We start from the raw sequence: 14,726 nt of genomic DNA on the forward strand, positions 1-14,726 counted from the left end.
GCCGACCGAGCCATGAGTTCCGTGGCCGCCCGACATCCGGGCATGCCAAAAGCCACTCCATACGGATTCCGCCGGAGCGGCTCCAGCGACACTCCGGCTCCCCGAGGCGCCGCGCGTGGCTCAGACGCCGGCGCCCAGCACCGCGTTGATCTGCTGCGGGTCGCCGCAGACGATCAGCAGGGCTCCGGCCCGGGTGTGGGCCAGCGGCAGGGCTGTGGCAGCGGCCGAGGCCGGGCCTCCGTTGACGGCCACGACCACCACGGGGCGAGAGGATGCACGGGCAGCGATGGCGGCGTCCGTGTAGAAGACGTCATCACCGGCGTCGTGCTGCGCCCAGTAGGAGGCTTCACCGAAGGACAGTTCGTGCTCCGCCCATGGGTGCTGGGCACCGGTGGTGATCACAAGCACGTCGCCGGGGGCACGGCCCGAGTCCAGGAGCAGGTCCACCGCCTCCTCGGCGGCATCGAGCGCTCCCTCGACCGAGGCCGGGATCAGCTGGATCTGCGGGGTGGCCGCCGAAGCGGCGGGAGCGGCCGGGCCCGACGGGCCCGGCTTGGCCGGAGCCACGTCACGCGGCGTGCGCTGCACCGGCGGCGCGGGCCGCAGAGGGCCCGGGCGACCGGGACGGGACGGAGCCGCGGGGCGGGGGCCGGGTACGGGGCGAGGGGTCGGCGCGGTACGGCCGCTGGCCGGAGTAGCGCGGGGACCCTGGGCACTCTCGTGAATCTGAGGCTCCTCGGGAATGAGAGGCATGAGCTGATATTTATCAAACATTGGTGCGGTACGGGTGACCGGGTGGCACATCAGTGCGATCGGAACCGTCAGAAATCGAAGCCGAGCTGCCCTTCGATCTCCGGAACGCCTCCGTCCGCCCAGCTGCGGGCCTTCTTGAGGTGCCGCCACTGAGGCAACGCATCAAGATACGCCCACGACAAGCGGTGGTGCGGGGTGGGTCCCCACTCCTCCAGTGCGGCCTTGTGCACGGGCGACGGATACCCGGCGTTGTCCGCAAATCCGAAGTCTGCATGGTCGATACCCAGTTCGGCCATCATTTTGTCGCGCTGAACCTTGGCGATCACCGACGCCGCGGCGACGGCCACACACGAGCGATCGCCCTTGATCACCGTGCGCACCTTCCAGGGGTCGCCGAGATAGTCGTGCTTCCCGTCGAGGATGACGGCCTCGGGGCGGACCGGCAGGGCGTCCAGGGCACGCACCGCGGCGAGCCGTAGTGCCGCCGTCATCCCCAGGCCGTCGATCTCCTCAGGGGAAGCATGCCCCAGGGCGTAGGCCGTCACCCATGCCTGCAGGACCTCGGCGAGTTCCGTACGACGCTTGATGGTCAGCAGCTTGGAGTCGGTCAGACCCTCGGGCGGGCGGCGCAATCCGGTGATCGCGGCACAGACGGTGACGGGTCCGGCCCAGGCTCCGCGTCCCACCTCGTCGACACCGGCAATGACCTTCGCTCCGGTCGTGGCGCGCAGGGAGCGCTCGACAGTGTGAGTGGGTGGTTCGTACGGCATGGCGCCCTTAGCGTACGCCGCCGGGATCGCCCCGCGACACCCCGGTCGCCCGACCGCCGCACAGATCACCGAGGCGCGGGATCAGACCCCGTGAGGCCGCAGCAGCGGGAGCATCAGCTGGTCGATCATCTCTTCGAGATCCTGGTCGCTCCATTCACATGCGCACACCTTGGAGCGGTACATCATCATGGCGGGGATGGCGTCGAAGACATAGCCGTTGGCCGCGTCCGGACGGACCTCACCCCGCTCTATCCCACGGGTGACGACATCACGGAGCAGGGTGACCGTCGGCCCGATGACCCCTCCGATGATCACGTCCTGGAAGCGCTCCGCCTGAGCGTCGTCGCACTCGTGAATCACCGCGCGCAGTGCGAGACCGGGGGGCGAGTACATGATCTCCCGGACCTGCCGGCACAGCATGAGGAGGTCCTCGCGCACGCTCCCGAGGTCCGGAGCCGTCTCCACCTGGGGCAGCCGGGCCACCAGTGCGTCCGCGACGAGGTCCTCCTTGCTGGGCCAGCGGCGGTAGACCGCTGCCTTGCCGGTCTGGGCGCCGGCCGCGACGCCTTCCATGGTCAGACCCTTCCAGCCGACCGAGCCGAGCTGTTCCAGAGCGGCGTCGAGGATCGCGCGCTCCAGCACCACGCCGCGCCGACGAGGGGAAGCCGTCCGGGTGGGGTCGGCCGTCCAGCGCGAGGTAACCATCTGTGTCTCTCCAACGTGCATGGGAAGCGGGGATTCCGGGGCGGAGGGCGCCACGCCGCAGCAAACAGGGGGACGCGAGGCGGCGCACCCGATTAAGTGAACGCTTGCGTTCACTGTTGGGGACTCACTACCGTGGAGCCGAAAGTGAACGCGAGCGTTCACTAACGCCTTTGTGGGGGACCCATAGTGACGACCTCTCAGCTGCTTCAGGATCCAAAACCGGGCATGGCCCGCCGGGAGGGGCATCCCGGCATCGCACTCACCGTCATCGCGGCCTGCCAACTCATGGTGGTACTCGACGCGACGATTGTGAACATCGCGCTCCCGCACATTCAAGTTGCGCTCAAATTCAGCACGACCGACCTGACTTGGGTCGTCAGCGCCTACACGCTCACGTTCGGCGGCCTGCTGCTGCTCGGAGCGCGGGCCGGAGACATCCTCGGCCGCCGCCGGGTGTTCATCACCGGCATCCTGCTGTTCACCTTCGCCTCGCTGTTGGGCGGTCTCGCCCAGGAACCCTGGCAGCTGCTGGCCGCACGGGCCCTGCAAGGTGTGGGCGGCGCGATAGCTTCGCCCACGTCGCTGGCGCTCATCACGACGACCTTCCCGGAAGGCCCGGAACGCAACCGGGCCTTCGGTGTGTTCGCCGCCGTCTCCGCGGGCGGCGGTGCCATCGGCCTGCTCGCGGGTGGCATGCTCACCGACTGGCTGGACTGGCGGTGGGTGCTCTTCGTCAACGTGCCCATCGGCGTGCTGATCGCGGCGCTCGCTCCGCTGTACATCAGCGAGTCGGAGCGGCATCCGGGGCGCTTCGACATCACGGGAGCGCTGACCTCGACGGTGGGCATGGCCTCGCTGGTGTACGGGTTCATCCGGGCCGCGGAGAACGGCTGGCACGACGGACTCACCCTCGGCTCGTTCGGCGCGGCCGTGGTCCTGCTCCTCGCCTTCATCCTCACCGAGACGCGGGCCAAGGAGCCGATCACCCCGCTCAGGATGTTCACGGACCGCAACCGCTGGGGCACGTACGTGATCATGCTGAGCCTGGCCGCGGCGATGTTCGGCATGTTCTTCTACATCGTGCTGTTCGTGCAGGACGTCCTCGGCTACAGCGCCGTCAAGGCCGGCCTGGCCTTCCTCCCCGTGACGGTCGCGATCGCGGTCGGCGCGGGCCTGTCGCAGTCCCTGCTGCCGAAGCTCGGCCCGAAGCCGTTCATGATGGTCGGCTCGGCGCTCGTGGCGATCGGGCTGGTCTGGCAGACGTTCATCCGTCCGGACAGCTCTTACCTCGGCGGAGTGCTCGGACCGATGCTGGTGTTCGGCTTCGGCATGGGCCTGAACTTCGTGACGGCCACGGTGACCGCCGTGTCCGGCGTCGCCCAGCACGAGGCGGGTGCGGCCTCGGGTCTGCTCAACGCGATGCAGCAGGTGGGCGGTTCGCTCGGGTTGTCCATCCTGACGACCGTCTTCGGCTCGGCCAGCAAGGACGAGGCGAAGAAGCAGCTGCCGAAGTTCCTTGCCAACGGTTCGCCGGAGCAGAAGGCGCACTTCGCCAAGACGCACCAGCTGCCCGCGCCCTGGGGCCACGACGTGCTCGCCCACGGCATCTCCAGCGCCTTCGTCCCGGCCGCCGCGATGGCCGCGCTGGGGTTCGTGACCGCCTGGTTCGTGCTCAGGGTGCGTAGGAGCGATCTCGAAACGCTCGCCGGCATGGCGGGCCCGGGCATGGGCTGACCCCTTCCGGACCGCGCGGAGCCGCGGCCTGCCGGACCGCCGCCCGGGGACGGAGGGCCCGCGCGTCGGTCCGGCAGGCCGCACCACGGGCACCAGCGCCCACATCAGGGTCGGCAGGAACGCCTGCTCCCAGGACACGAACGCCATCACACATCCCCTCCCCGCGGCTCCGACTCCCCCACCCAGCCCGTACCGAAGTGCCGGACATCCAGCGGATACGGGAAGAACGCGCGGTTGTCACAGAGAGTTCCCGGCAATCACGGAGAGCTTTCATGAGGACCTACGTCTGCGCGAAGGTCTGCCCTCACCGGCCGCAACCAGGCGCCCGCCCCGCAGCTGCAGGGCCGTCATCCACCAGGCTCGCCCCGCCGCCCCGTCAGAGCCCCGTCGGTACCCAGTCCGGCAGGGCCTCGGCCCGCTCCGTCCACGCTGCGGGGGGTGTGCCCGCCTTGCCGGCGGCGAGCACGCCGCCCACGATCGCGCAGGTGGTGTCCACGTCGCCGCCCACCTGGGCGGTCGTCCAGAACGCTGCCTCGTAATTTCCGAGGCTGCGTGCGGCGGACCACAGGGCGAAGGGGACGGTGTCATGGGCCGTCGTGCGGCGTCCGCAGCCCAGGACGGCCGCGACGGTGCCCGCGTCGCCGTAGTCCAGCATGTCGCGGGCGCGCCTCAGTCCCTGGCCGACTGCGCTCTTCGGCACCAGCGCGACGACGCCGTCGAGGAGCGCCTCGGGGCTCGGCGGCCCGCCCGGGGAGCCGACCAGGGCCGCGGCGGCGGCCACAGCCATGGCCCCGACCACGGCCTCGCGATGCTGATGGGTGGGGTAGGCCGAGATCTCCGCCTGGTGGGTCGCCTGCTCCGGATCGTCCGCGTACCAGGCGCCCAGCGGGGCGATGCGCATCGCGGCTCCGTTGCCCCAGGACCCCTGTCCGTTGAAGAGCCCGGCGGCCAGCTCACGCCAGTCCCCGCCCTCCCGGACGAGCCGCAGCAGACGGTTGACCGCAGGCCCGTAGCCCCGGTCGAAGTCGTGATGGTCGGCGAAGGAGCGGGCCAGCGCGTCCTGGTCGATGCGGTGGTGGGCGGCGAGAACAGCGACCACGGAGCAGGCCATCTCGGTGTCGTCCGTCCACTGCCAGGGACCCGGCGGCAGCTCGCGCCGCTTCAGCAGGGGATAGTGCGCCGGAACGAAGAACTGGGAGCCCAGGGAGTCCCCCACGGCCAGTCCGCGCAGGCTCGCCAGGGCGCGCTCCAGGCGCCCGGAGGAAGAGGAGTCAGCGGTCATCGCTCTGCCACTCTATCCGTTCACCCAGTACGGCACCGGATCTCGCCAGCGCTCGAAAGGCCGGTCGAGCGTGTACTTGCCGTCCTCTCCGAGAACGAGCATCCGCATCTCCGCGTTCCCGGGGTTCGACAGCGACTCGAATTCCGCGACGGTCCAGTGGAACCAGCGCATGCAGAACAGCCGCATCGCGAGCCCGTGCGTCACCAGGAGCACGTTCGGCGGGTGGTCGGGAGCCTCGAAGCTGCGGAACAGGCTCTCCAGGAAGCCGCCGACCCGGTCGTACACGTCGGCGCCGGACTCGCCCTGCGGGAACCGGAAGAAGAAGTGGCCGTACGCGTCCCGGTAGGCCTTCTGCAGGCGGACGTCGTCACGGTCCTGCCAGTTGCCCCAGTCCTGTTCGCGCAGCCGCGGCTCCTCCCGGACACGTATGAGGTCGGGGTCGAGATGGAAGGCACGGAGCGTCTCGTGGGTGCGGCGGTACGGGGAGACGTACACGCTCACGCGTTCCCGGCCGAAGAGTTCCCTGAGCCCCTTGCCGGTCTCTTCGGCCTGTCGCCAGCCCCGCTCGGTCAGCGCGAGCGCGTGGTCGGGCTCGCGCTCGTACACGGAGTCGTCGACGTTGCCCGTGGACTCGCCGTGCCGGACAAGGACGATGCGCCGTGGTCGTGCCATGCCAAAACCCTAGATCGAGTGAGGGGAAATCGAGCACTCGTACGGGCTCCATACGGCGTAGGTCACACGAATTCGGCTCCCCTGGCCCCGTCAGAGGTGAGTTTGCTCTTCAAACCGACTCGCTCGGGAGACCACCACGCCCGATGCTCAGACCGTCCAGGACGGTTCCAGATCCACGATGTCGCCGGAGAGCGCCGCGATGTCGGCCTCGGTCTGGGCGCGCAGGGCGAGGCGTTCCACGCGCTCGGTGCGGTACTTGCCGTGTTCGGCCGCCGAGCGCCACATCGACAGGATCAGGAACTCCTGGTCGGGTGCCTCAGCGAACATGCCGCGGATCATGCCGGGCGAACCGGCCATCGCGGGGTTCCAGACCTTCTCCTGCATGAGGGTGAAGTGCTCCACCCTCTCCTCGTGGACCTGGCACAGGGCCACCCGGATCAGGTCGGCGTCTGTGAACCTCGGCTCGAAGCCCGTCTTCACGTCGAAGCGGTACTCGAAGAGCTTGACCTGGGCGTCCTTGAACGTGCCGGACTGGGCGGAGGCCAGGCGGTCGTGCGAGCGGGCCATGAAGGAGTCGTAGAAGGCGCGGCTCTCCCAGAAGGCGAAGATGTGCGCCACGCCCGGCCGCTGCCGGCTCCAGCCTCCGCCCTGCCCCCGAAAACCCGGCTCCCCCAGAAGCCCCGCCCATTTCCGCTGCCCCCGCTCGAAGCCGCGGCGGTCCACCACGGTGCAGCGAATCCACTTGACCAGCACCGCGCCATCGTAAGGCCAGCGGACGTGGCGCCGGTCACGCTCCGGCGGAGATCACCCGCGCATGCGCCCCGCGCGCGTGGCACGATGGGCAAAGAGCCCTGGCTCCACGCGAGTTGGGGACAGAGCAGTCACAGGGGGAAGGGGAAGCCCGTTGTCCGGCTTCAGCAAGGGACTCCGCAAGATCGAGGTGGCGGTGAAATGGGATCCGAGCCCGGCGGGTCAGCCGCCCACTGATCTCGACATCGTCGCTGCGACGTTCACCTCGGACGATGCCTACGGGACGCCGGCCTATCTGGTGCACTTCGACAGCCGCTCGCCCGACGGCACGATCTTCCTCAACCGGGACAGCACCGACGGCAGGGGCTTCGGCTGGGACGAGGTCATGACGCTGGAACTGGACCGGCTGGCCGACCGGTACGCGCGCGTGGTGGTCGGTGTGGTCATCCAACAGCGGCCCGGGCACAAGACGTTCGTCCATGTGCTGAATCCGGCCATGCGGGTCCGGGAAGGCTACACCGTGCTCGCCGAGGACGACTTCGGCTCGGTCCTCGGGGCGACGGCGGCCACGATCGCCGAGTTCGCTCGGGACGGCTCCGGAGACTGGACCTTCCGTCCAGGCGTGCACGGGTTCGAGGAGGACCCCGCGACGTTCACCCGCGTCATGGGCAGGGCGCACCAGCGCTGACCCACGACCACGGGTAAGGGGCGCCGGCAATGGCCGACGCCCCTTACTTCAGCTACCGCGTGTCATCAGCTGCAGCCACTGGTCGAGCCGCAGCCCTCGCAGATGTAGCAGGAACCGGCCCGCTGCATCTTCGTGCCGCAGGAGAAGCACAGCGGGGCGTCGGCCTGGATGCCCAGCTGCATCTCCACCAGCTCGGCGCTGGTGTGGGCCTGCTTCGGGGCGGGCTTGGCCGCTTCGGACCCGGCCTTCGGCGTGGCGACCGCCTTCAGCTCCTGAGTGCGCGGCGCCGACTGGGCCAGGCCCTCGACGTCGACCTCGTCGTCGGCGGGCTCGTACGAACCGGTCTCCAGGTGGCGCTGGCGCTCCTCGGCGGAGTGGATGCCGAGCGCGGAGCGGGTCTCGAAGGGCAGGAAGTCCAGCGCCAGGCGGCGGAAGATGTAGTCGACGATCGACTGCGCCATCCGCACGTCCGGGTCATCGGTCATGCCGGCCGGCTCGAAGCGCATGTTGGTGAACTTCGAGACGTACGTCTCCAGCGGCACGCCGTACTGCAGGCCGACGGAGACCGCGATGGAGAAGGCGTCCATCATGCCCGCGAGAGTCGAGCCCTGCTTGGACATCTTCAGGAAGACCTCGCCGAGACCGTCGTCCGGGTAGGAGTTGGCGGTCATGTAGCCCTCGGCGCCGCCGACCGTGAAGGAGGTGGTGATGCCGGGGCGGCCCTTGGGGAGGCGCTTGCGGACCGGGCGGTACTCGACCACCTTCTCGACCGCGGTACGGATCGTCTCCTCGGCCTTCTCGGCGATCTCGGCCTTCGCGTCCTCCTTCTTCTTGGCGGAGAGCGGCTGGCCGACCTTGCAGTTGTCGCGGTAGATCGCGAGCGCCTTGACGCCCAGCTTCCAGGCCTCGAAGTAGATCTCCTCGACCTCCTCGACGGTCGCCGTCTCCGGCATGTTGACCGTCTTGGAGATGGCGCCGGAGATCCACGGCTGGATCGCGGCCATCATGCGGACGTGGCCCATCGGGGAGATGGCGCGCTCGCCCATGGCGCAGTCGAAGACCTCGTAGTGCTCGTGCTTCAGGCCGGGGGCGTCGATCACGTTGCCGTGCTCGGCGATGTGGGCGACGATCGCCTCGATCTGCTCCTCCTGGTAGCCCAGGCGGCGCAGGGCCTGCGGGACGGTGCCGTTGACGATCTGCATCGAGCCGCCGCCGACCAGCTTCTTGAACTTCACCAGGGCGAGGTCGGGCTCGACACCGGTGGTGTCGCAGGACATCGCGAGACCGATGGTGCCGGTCGGGGCGAGGACGGACGCCTGGGAGTTACGGAAACCGTTCTTCTCACCGAGACGGACGACGTCCTGCCAGGCCTCCGTGGCGGCGGCCCACACCGGGGTGTCCAGGTCGTCCATGCGGACGGCCTTGCCGTTGGCATCGGCGTGCTGCGCCATGACGCGCTTGTGGGCGTCGGCGTTGCGGGCGTAGCCGTCGTACGGGCCGACGACCGCGGCCAGCTCGGCGGAGCGGCGGTAGGCCGTGCCCGTCATCAGGGAGGTGATCGCGCCGGCCAGGGCGCGCCCGCCGTCGGAGTCGTAGGCGTGGCCGGTGGCCATCAGCAGGGCGCCGAGGTTGGCGTAGCCGATGCCGAGCTGGCGGAACGCGCGCGTGTTCTCGCCGATCTTCTGGGTCGGGAAGTCCGCGAAGCAGATCGAGATGTCCATCGCGGTGATGACCAGCTCGACGACCTTCTGGAAGCGCTCGGTCTCGAAGGACTGGTTGCCCTTGCCGTCGTCCTTCAGGAACTTCATCAGGTTCAGCGAGGCCAGGTTGCAGGACGTGTTGTCCAGGTGCATGTACTCGCTGCACGGGTTCGACGCGGTGATCCGGCCGGACTCGGGGCAGGTGTGCCAGGTGTTGATGGTGTCGTCGTACTGGATGCCCGGGTCGGCGCAGGCCCACGCGGCCTCGGCGATCTTGCGGAAGAGCGCCTTGGCGTCGACCTCCTCGATGACCTCTCCGGTCATACGCGCGCGCAGACCGAAGTTGCCGCCGTCCTCGACGGCCTTCATGAACTCGTCGTTCACGCGGACCGAGTTGTTGGCGTTCTGGTACTGGACGGAGGTGATGTCGTCGCCGCCCAGGTCCATGTCGAAGCCCGCGTCGCGCAGGACGCGGATCTTCTCCTCTTCCTTGACCTTGGTCTCGATGAAGTCCTCGATGTCGGGGTGATCGACGTCGAGCACGACCATCTTGGCGGCGCGGCGGGTGGCGCCACCGGACTTGATGGTGCCGGCAGAGGCGTCGGCGCCGCGCATGAAGGAGACGGGGCCGGAGGCATTGCCGCCGGAGGAGAGCAGCTCCTTGGAAGAACGGATGCGCGACAGGTTCAGGCCGGCGCCGGAGCCGCCCTTGAAGATCATGCCCTCTTCCTTGTACCAGTCGAGGATCGACTCCATGGAGTCGTCGACGGACAGGATGAAGCAGGCGGAGACCTGCTGGGGCTGCGGGGTGCCCACGTTGAACCAGACGGGGCTGTTGAAGCTGAAGATCTGGTGCAGGAGGGCGTAGGCCAGCTCGTGCTCGAAGATCTCGGCATCGGCGGGCGAGGCGAAGTACTTGTAGTCCTCGCCGGCCTTCCGGTACGTCTTCACGATGCGGTCGATCAGCTGCTTGAGGCTGACCTCGCGCTGCGGGGTGCCGACGGCACCGCGGAAGTACTTGCTGGTGACGATGTTGACCGCGTTCACCGACCAGAAGTCGGGGAACTCGACGCCACGCTGCTCGAAGTTGACCGAGCCGTCGCGCCAGTTGGTCATGACGACGTCACGGCTCACCCACTCGACCTCGTCGTACGGATGTACGCCGGGGGTGGTGTGGATGCGCTCGATGTGCAGTCCCTTGTTTCCCGCCTTGCCGCCCTTGGCTCGGGAACCTCGTGCCGGACCGCTCGCCGTCTCTGTCATGCCGCCTCCCTCTACGGGCGAAAACGCCCTGAAGTGCCCCGTTTGTTCCCGTGGCACGGTGTTCTGTCTTGTGCTGCGGGCACCCTCAACTGCCACCCGCAACAGGTCCTGGATCGCCGCCTCCCGGCCGGAACCCGGGTCTCCCAGGGTTTCCGGCCCGCCGGTCAGTCGGCGGCGTGGGCGGGCTCGGGAACCTGAGTGGTCCCGCCGGGCCCGCGATGCTCTTCCTGGCTCCCCGCTCCCGCGTCGCCGTCGCCCACGGCGGGGCCTCGCGTCGCCTCCCTCAGCTCCGCGATAGCGGCCTCGAAGTCCTCAAGCGAGTCGAACGCCCGGTAGACGGAGGCGAATCGCAGATAGGCGACGAGGTCGAGCTCCTGCAACGGGCCGAGTATGGCCAGCCCCACGTCGTGGGTGGTCAGCTCGGCACTCCCGGTGGCGCGCACCGCCTCCTCGACCCGCTGGCCGAGCTGGGCGAGTGCGTCCTCGGTGACAGGTCGTCCCTGGCATGCCTTGCGCACGCCGTTGATGACCTTGGTACGACTGAAAGGCTCGGTGACTCCGGACCGCTTGACCACCATGAGCGAGCACGTCTCCACGGTCGTGAAACGACGGGAGCAGTCGGGGCACTGGCGGCGCCTGCGGATCGACGTGCCGTCATCGGTCGTACGACTGTCGACCACACGGCTGTCGGGGTGCCTGCAGAAGGGGCAGTGCATGATCTCCAACCCTCCTCACAGCAGACTCAACAACCTCGCCGAACCCGTGGGCCCCGCGAAGCAGCCCTAAGCATAGGCGATCGCGGAACCGTCTCAGACCCGGGGGACCACAACTTGTGGGCTGCTGTAGCCATCCAACCACTACATGTGGGGCTTGGCGCATACATCGAGGCAGACACGCGTGTCACAGCCGTACGACCGGCGAGGCCGACGCCGTCCGTGACCGGGCGGGGACACGCGGGTATGGAGCCCTACGGCCGCGACACTTAGGGAGATACCGTGGGCGCCACACGGAGGACGCGTGGGACTCCGACACGGAACGGGCCCGGATCCCGGTCGGCCGGATTCCGGATGGCAGACTGGGGACACGACTCACGAGGTCGACACCCCGGCGGTGAAGAGTACAACAATGGACGCTTTTGTCCGCCGGACGGCGCGTTGGCTATACACCCAGACACATGATCGCGTCAGGTGAATCGCACTTTTTCACTCGAACGTGTGTTTGGCGCAACCTTTCGAAAGCAACTACCGTTGTCCAGCAGGGAGACCATCGAGAGGGGCCGACGTGACCACCACCGCAGACAGTGCCACCATCACCGCCCAGGACCGCTCCCAGGGCCGAGTCGAGCCGGTACACGCGATGAACGAAGCCACGAATCCCGAGCACAAGCGCTCCTTGCCGGGCCGACCTCCAGGAATCCGGGCGGACAGCTCCGGGCTCACGGACCGGCAGCGCCGCGTGATCGAAGTCATCCGGGATTCCGTGCAGCGCCGCGGTTACCCGCCGTCCATGCGGGAGATCGGTCAGGCCGTCGGCCTCTCCAGCACCTCCTCCGTCGCGCATCAGCTGATGGCGCTGGAGCGCAAGGGTTTCCTGCGCCGCGACCCGCACCGCCCACGCGCGTACGAGGTCCGCGGCTCCGACCAGGCCGTGACCGTGCAGCCCACGGACACCGCCGGCAAACCCGCCGCGTCGTACGTCCCGCTGGTCGGCCGGATCGCCGCCGGTGGGCCCATCCTCGCCGAGGAGTCCGTCGAGGACGTCTTCCCTCTTCCCCGCCAGCTCGTCGGTGACGGTGAGCTGTTCGTCCTCAAGGTCGTCGGCGACTCCATGATCGAAGCCGCGATCTGCGACGGCGACTGGGTCACCGTGCGCCGCCAGCCCGTCGCCGAGAACGGCGACATCGTCGCGGCCATGCTCGACGGCGAGGCCACCGTCAAGCGCTTCAAGCGCGAGGACGGCCACGTGTGGCTCCTCCCGCACAACGCGGCGTACGAACCGATCCCCGGCGACGACGCGACCATCCTGGGCAAGGTCGTCGCGGTGCTGCGGCGCGTGTGACCCCTGCCATGGGCGGACCGGCCGACCGGTTCGCTCCCTGACCGGGCCCCGGAACCCCTGCGCCGGTTCCGGGGCCCTGCTGTGTCCGGGAGTGGTCCGCGGCCCCTTGGCATCGCGGGGTAGCCTGACCGGCGCCGGTCAGGCTACCCCGCGATCAACTCCGCGTTCACGAGGCCTGCACTGCCTCCGACGCCTCGGTCTGCTTCGCCGCCGCGTCGATCGCCGCGAGCGACTTGCGCACCTGGTTACGGTCCGTGGTGTACCAGAAGTCCGGCAGTGACGCCTTCAGATAGCCGCCGTAGCGCGCGGTGGCCAGCCGCTGGTCCAGTACGGCGACTACGCCCCGGTCCCCTGACGCACGGACGAGGCGGCCCGCGCCCTGGGCCATGAGCAGGGCCGCGTGGGTGGCGGCAACCGCCATGAAGCCGTTGCCGCCCGCCTCCTCGACCGCCTTCTGCCGGGCGCTCATCAGCGGGTCGTCGGGGCGTGGGAACGGGATCTTGTCCATGACGACCAGCTGGCAGCTGGGCCCCGGGACGTCGACGCCCTGCCACAGCGAGAGCGTGCCGAAGAGGCATGTCCTGGGGTCGGCCGCGAAGTTCTTGATCAGCTCGCCGAGGGTCTCCTCGCCCTGGAGCAGGATCGGGAACTCCGGAATCCGCGAGCGCAACTCCTCGGCGGCGAGCTGGGCGGCCCGCATCGAGGAGAACAGTCCCAGAGTGCGACCGCCGGCCGCCTGGATGAGTTCGGTCAGCTCGTCGAGCATGTCCGAGCGCTCGCCGTCCCGCGCCGGGCGCGAGAGGTGCTTGGCGACGTAGAGGATGCCCTGCTTGCGGTAGTCGAAGGGTGAGCCGACGTCGACGCCCTTCCACTTGGGCAGGTCCTCGCCCTCCACACCCTCGGGGCCCAGCCCCAGGGAGGCGCCGACCCCGTTGAAGTCGCCGCCCAGTTTCAGGGTGGCGGAGGTGAGGACGACCGCGCGGTCCGCGAAGAGCTTCTCCCTGAGCAGGCCCGAGACCGACATGGGGGCGATCCGCAGGGACGCGCCGAAGCGGTCGTGCCGCTCGTACCAGACGACGTCCCACTCCGAGCCGTTCAGGACACGCTCCGCCACGCCGTGCACCGTCTCCACCGAGGCCAGCGCCTGCTTGCGGACCGCGTCCTCGTCCTGCACCGACTTGTCGCGCGTCGCGCCGATCGCGGAGATGACCGTGCGGGCCGCGTCCCGCAGCGCCATCAGGGCGTAGCCGAGGTCCTCCGGGATCTCCTCCAGACGGCCCGGCAGGGCCAGCTCCATCAGCCGCTCGAAGCCCTCGGCGGCGGTCTGGAGCTGATCGGCGGCCTTCTCGTTGACGAGCTTGGCGGCGCGGCGCACGGCGCGGTTGACCTGGCCCGAGGTGAGCTCGCCGGTGGCGACGCCGGTGACCCTGGAGACGAGCTCATGGGCCTCGTCCACGATCAGCACCTCGTGCTGAGGCAGGACCGGGGCACCCTCAATGGCATCGATGGCGAGCAGGGCGTGGTTCGTGACGACGACTTCGGCGAGCTTGGCACGCTCGCGGGCCATCTCCGCGAAGCACTCGGCGCCGTAGGCGCACTTCGTCGCGCCCAGGCACTCCCGAGAGGACACCGACACCTGCGCCCAGGCGCGGTCCGAGACACCCGGGGCGAGATCGTCCCGGTCGCCGTTCTCGGTCTCGTCCGCCCAGTCACGCAGCCGCAGCAGGTCCTGGCCCAGCTTGCTGGTGGGCGCGGCGGCCTCGAACTGGTCGAAGAGACCGTCCTCCTCGTCCTGCGGCATGCCCTCGTTCAGCCGGTGCAGGCACAGATAGTTCGACCGGCCCTTCAGCATCGCGAACTCCGGGCGGCGGCGCAGCAGCGGGTGCAGGGCGTCCACCGTACGCGGCAGGTCCCGTTCCACGAGCTGGCGCTGCAGTGCCAGCGTGGCCGTCGCCACGACCACTCTCTCCCCGTGCGCGAGCGCGGGCACGAGATAGCCCAGCGACTTTCCGGTGCCGGTGCCGGCCTGGACCAGCAGGTGGGATCCGTCGTCGATCGCCTCGGCGACCGATTCGGCCATGGTCACCTGGCCGGGGCGCTCCGTGCCGCCGACAGCGGTGACAGCGGCATGCAGGAGTTCGGGGAGTGAGGGCTTCGTCATAGCCCGACCACCCTACGGCCCGGCACCGACAAACGAGCGGTCAAGGCGGGAACGGGGGGCGGGGTCACGGCCTGGCTCCTGGTGGGACGGGAGGAAGGAGGGCGGAGGCAGCGGACGATTCTTGGGTTTCTCGGCCGCCGCGGAATTTTTTGATCGAGCGGGAACCTCGCCGGAACGGGGGACGTTCAAT

General features: G+C 69.2%; 12 protein-coding genes. 3 read left to right on the forward strand and 9 right to left on the reverse strand.

Annotation, left to right across the window (positions count from 1 at the left end):
- Nucleotides 1-120: 120 nt before the first annotated feature.
- The 3 genes from O1G22_RS11290 to O1G22_RS11300 all read right to left on the reverse strand — a co-directional run bounded on the left by O1G22_RS11290 (nucleotide 121) and on the right by O1G22_RS11300 (nucleotide 2,228).
- Complete coding sequence (locus O1G22_RS11290) at nucleotides 121-753, reverse strand: hypothetical protein (RefSeq protein WP_270081242.1); 633 nt, start codon at nucleotides 751-753, stop codon at nucleotides 121-123.
- 68 nt (nucleotides 754-821) lie between these two features.
- On the reverse strand, nucleotides 822-1,523 hold the full coding sequence (rnhB, locus tag O1G22_RS11295; protein WP_270081243.1) for a ribonuclease HII: 702 nt from the start codon (nucleotides 1,521-1,523) through the stop codon (nucleotides 822-824).
- An 81-nt stretch (nucleotides 1,524-1,604) separates the two neighbouring features.
- Complete coding sequence (locus O1G22_RS11300) at nucleotides 1,605-2,228, reverse strand: TetR/AcrR family transcriptional regulator (RefSeq protein WP_270081244.1); 624 nt, start codon at nucleotides 2,226-2,228, stop codon at nucleotides 1,605-1,607.
- Nucleotides 2,229-2,414: 186 nt separating this feature from the next.
- Here O1G22_RS11300 and O1G22_RS11305 point away from each other — a divergent pair, with 186 nt between their 5' ends.
- The gene (locus O1G22_RS11305) at nucleotides 2,415-3,962 is read left to right on the forward strand and encodes an MFS transporter (protein WP_270081245.1); all 1,548 of its coding nucleotides are present in this window, start codon (nucleotides 2,415-2,417) and stop codon (nucleotides 3,960-3,962) included.
- Between the two features lie 376 nt (nucleotides 3,963-4,338).
- Here O1G22_RS11305 and O1G22_RS11310 read toward each other — a convergent pair whose 3' ends face one another.
- From O1G22_RS11310 to O1G22_RS11320, 3 genes are all read right to left on the reverse strand, one after another.
- Nucleotides 4,339-5,244 carry an ADP-ribosylglycohydrolase family protein gene (locus tag O1G22_RS11310; protein ID WP_270081246.1) on the reverse strand — a complete coding sequence of 302 codons (906 nt, stop codon included), beginning with the start codon at nucleotides 5,242-5,244 and terminating at the stop codon, nucleotides 4,339-4,341.
- Nucleotides 5,245-5,256: 12 nt separating this feature from the next.
- Nucleotides 5,257-5,916, reverse strand: a complete 660-nt coding sequence (locus tag O1G22_RS11315) for a histidine phosphatase family protein (protein ID WP_270081247.1) — start codon at nucleotides 5,914-5,916, stop codon at nucleotides 5,257-5,259.
- Between the two features lie 147 nt (nucleotides 5,917-6,063).
- Nucleotides 6,064-6,669: a YdbC family protein gene (locus O1G22_RS11320; protein ID WP_270081248.1), complete on the reverse strand. Its 606-nt coding sequence runs from the start codon at nucleotides 6,667-6,669 to the stop codon at nucleotides 6,064-6,066.
- A 76-nt stretch (nucleotides 6,670-6,745) separates the two neighbouring features.
- On the opposite strand from O1G22_RS11320, the gene O1G22_RS11325 reads away from it, so the two are divergent.
- Nucleotides 6,746-7,354, forward strand: a complete 609-nt coding sequence (locus O1G22_RS11325) for a TerD family protein (protein WP_270086388.1) — start codon at nucleotides 6,746-6,748, stop codon at nucleotides 7,352-7,354.
- Between the two features lie 65 nt (nucleotides 7,355-7,419).
- On the opposite strand, the gene O1G22_RS11330 is transcribed toward O1G22_RS11325, so the two are convergent.
- Together O1G22_RS11330 and nrdR are read right to left on the reverse strand one after the other, a co-directional pair.
- A complete protein-coding gene (locus O1G22_RS11330; RefSeq protein ID WP_270081249.1) occupies nucleotides 7,420-10,317 on the reverse strand; it encodes a vitamin B12-dependent ribonucleotide reductase in 2,898 nt (965 codons plus the stop codon).
- A 164-nt stretch (nucleotides 10,318-10,481) separates the two neighbouring features.
- Complete coding sequence (nrdR, locus tag O1G22_RS11335) at nucleotides 10,482-11,033, reverse strand: transcriptional regulator NrdR (protein ID WP_270081250.1); 552 nt, start codon at nucleotides 11,031-11,033, stop codon at nucleotides 10,482-10,484.
- A 565-nt stretch (nucleotides 11,034-11,598) separates the two neighbouring features.
- Here nrdR and lexA point away from each other — a divergent pair.
- Complete coding sequence (lexA, locus tag O1G22_RS11340) at nucleotides 11,599-12,375, forward strand: transcriptional repressor LexA (protein WP_053666267.1); 777 nt, start codon at nucleotides 11,599-11,601, stop codon at nucleotides 12,373-12,375.
- 166 nt (nucleotides 12,376-12,541) lie between these two features.
- Here lexA and O1G22_RS11345 read toward each other — a convergent pair whose 3' ends face one another.
- A complete protein-coding gene (locus O1G22_RS11345; RefSeq protein ID WP_270081251.1) occupies nucleotides 12,542-14,536 on the reverse strand; it encodes an ATP-dependent DNA helicase in 1,995 nt (664 codons plus the stop codon).
- Between the last annotated feature and the right edge of the window lie 190 nt (nucleotides 14,537-14,726).

Origin of the sequence: Streptomyces camelliae, assembly GCF_027625935.1 — a bacterium.
GTDB lineage: Bacteria > Actinomycetota > Actinomycetes > Streptomycetales > Streptomycetaceae > Streptomyces > Streptomyces camelliae.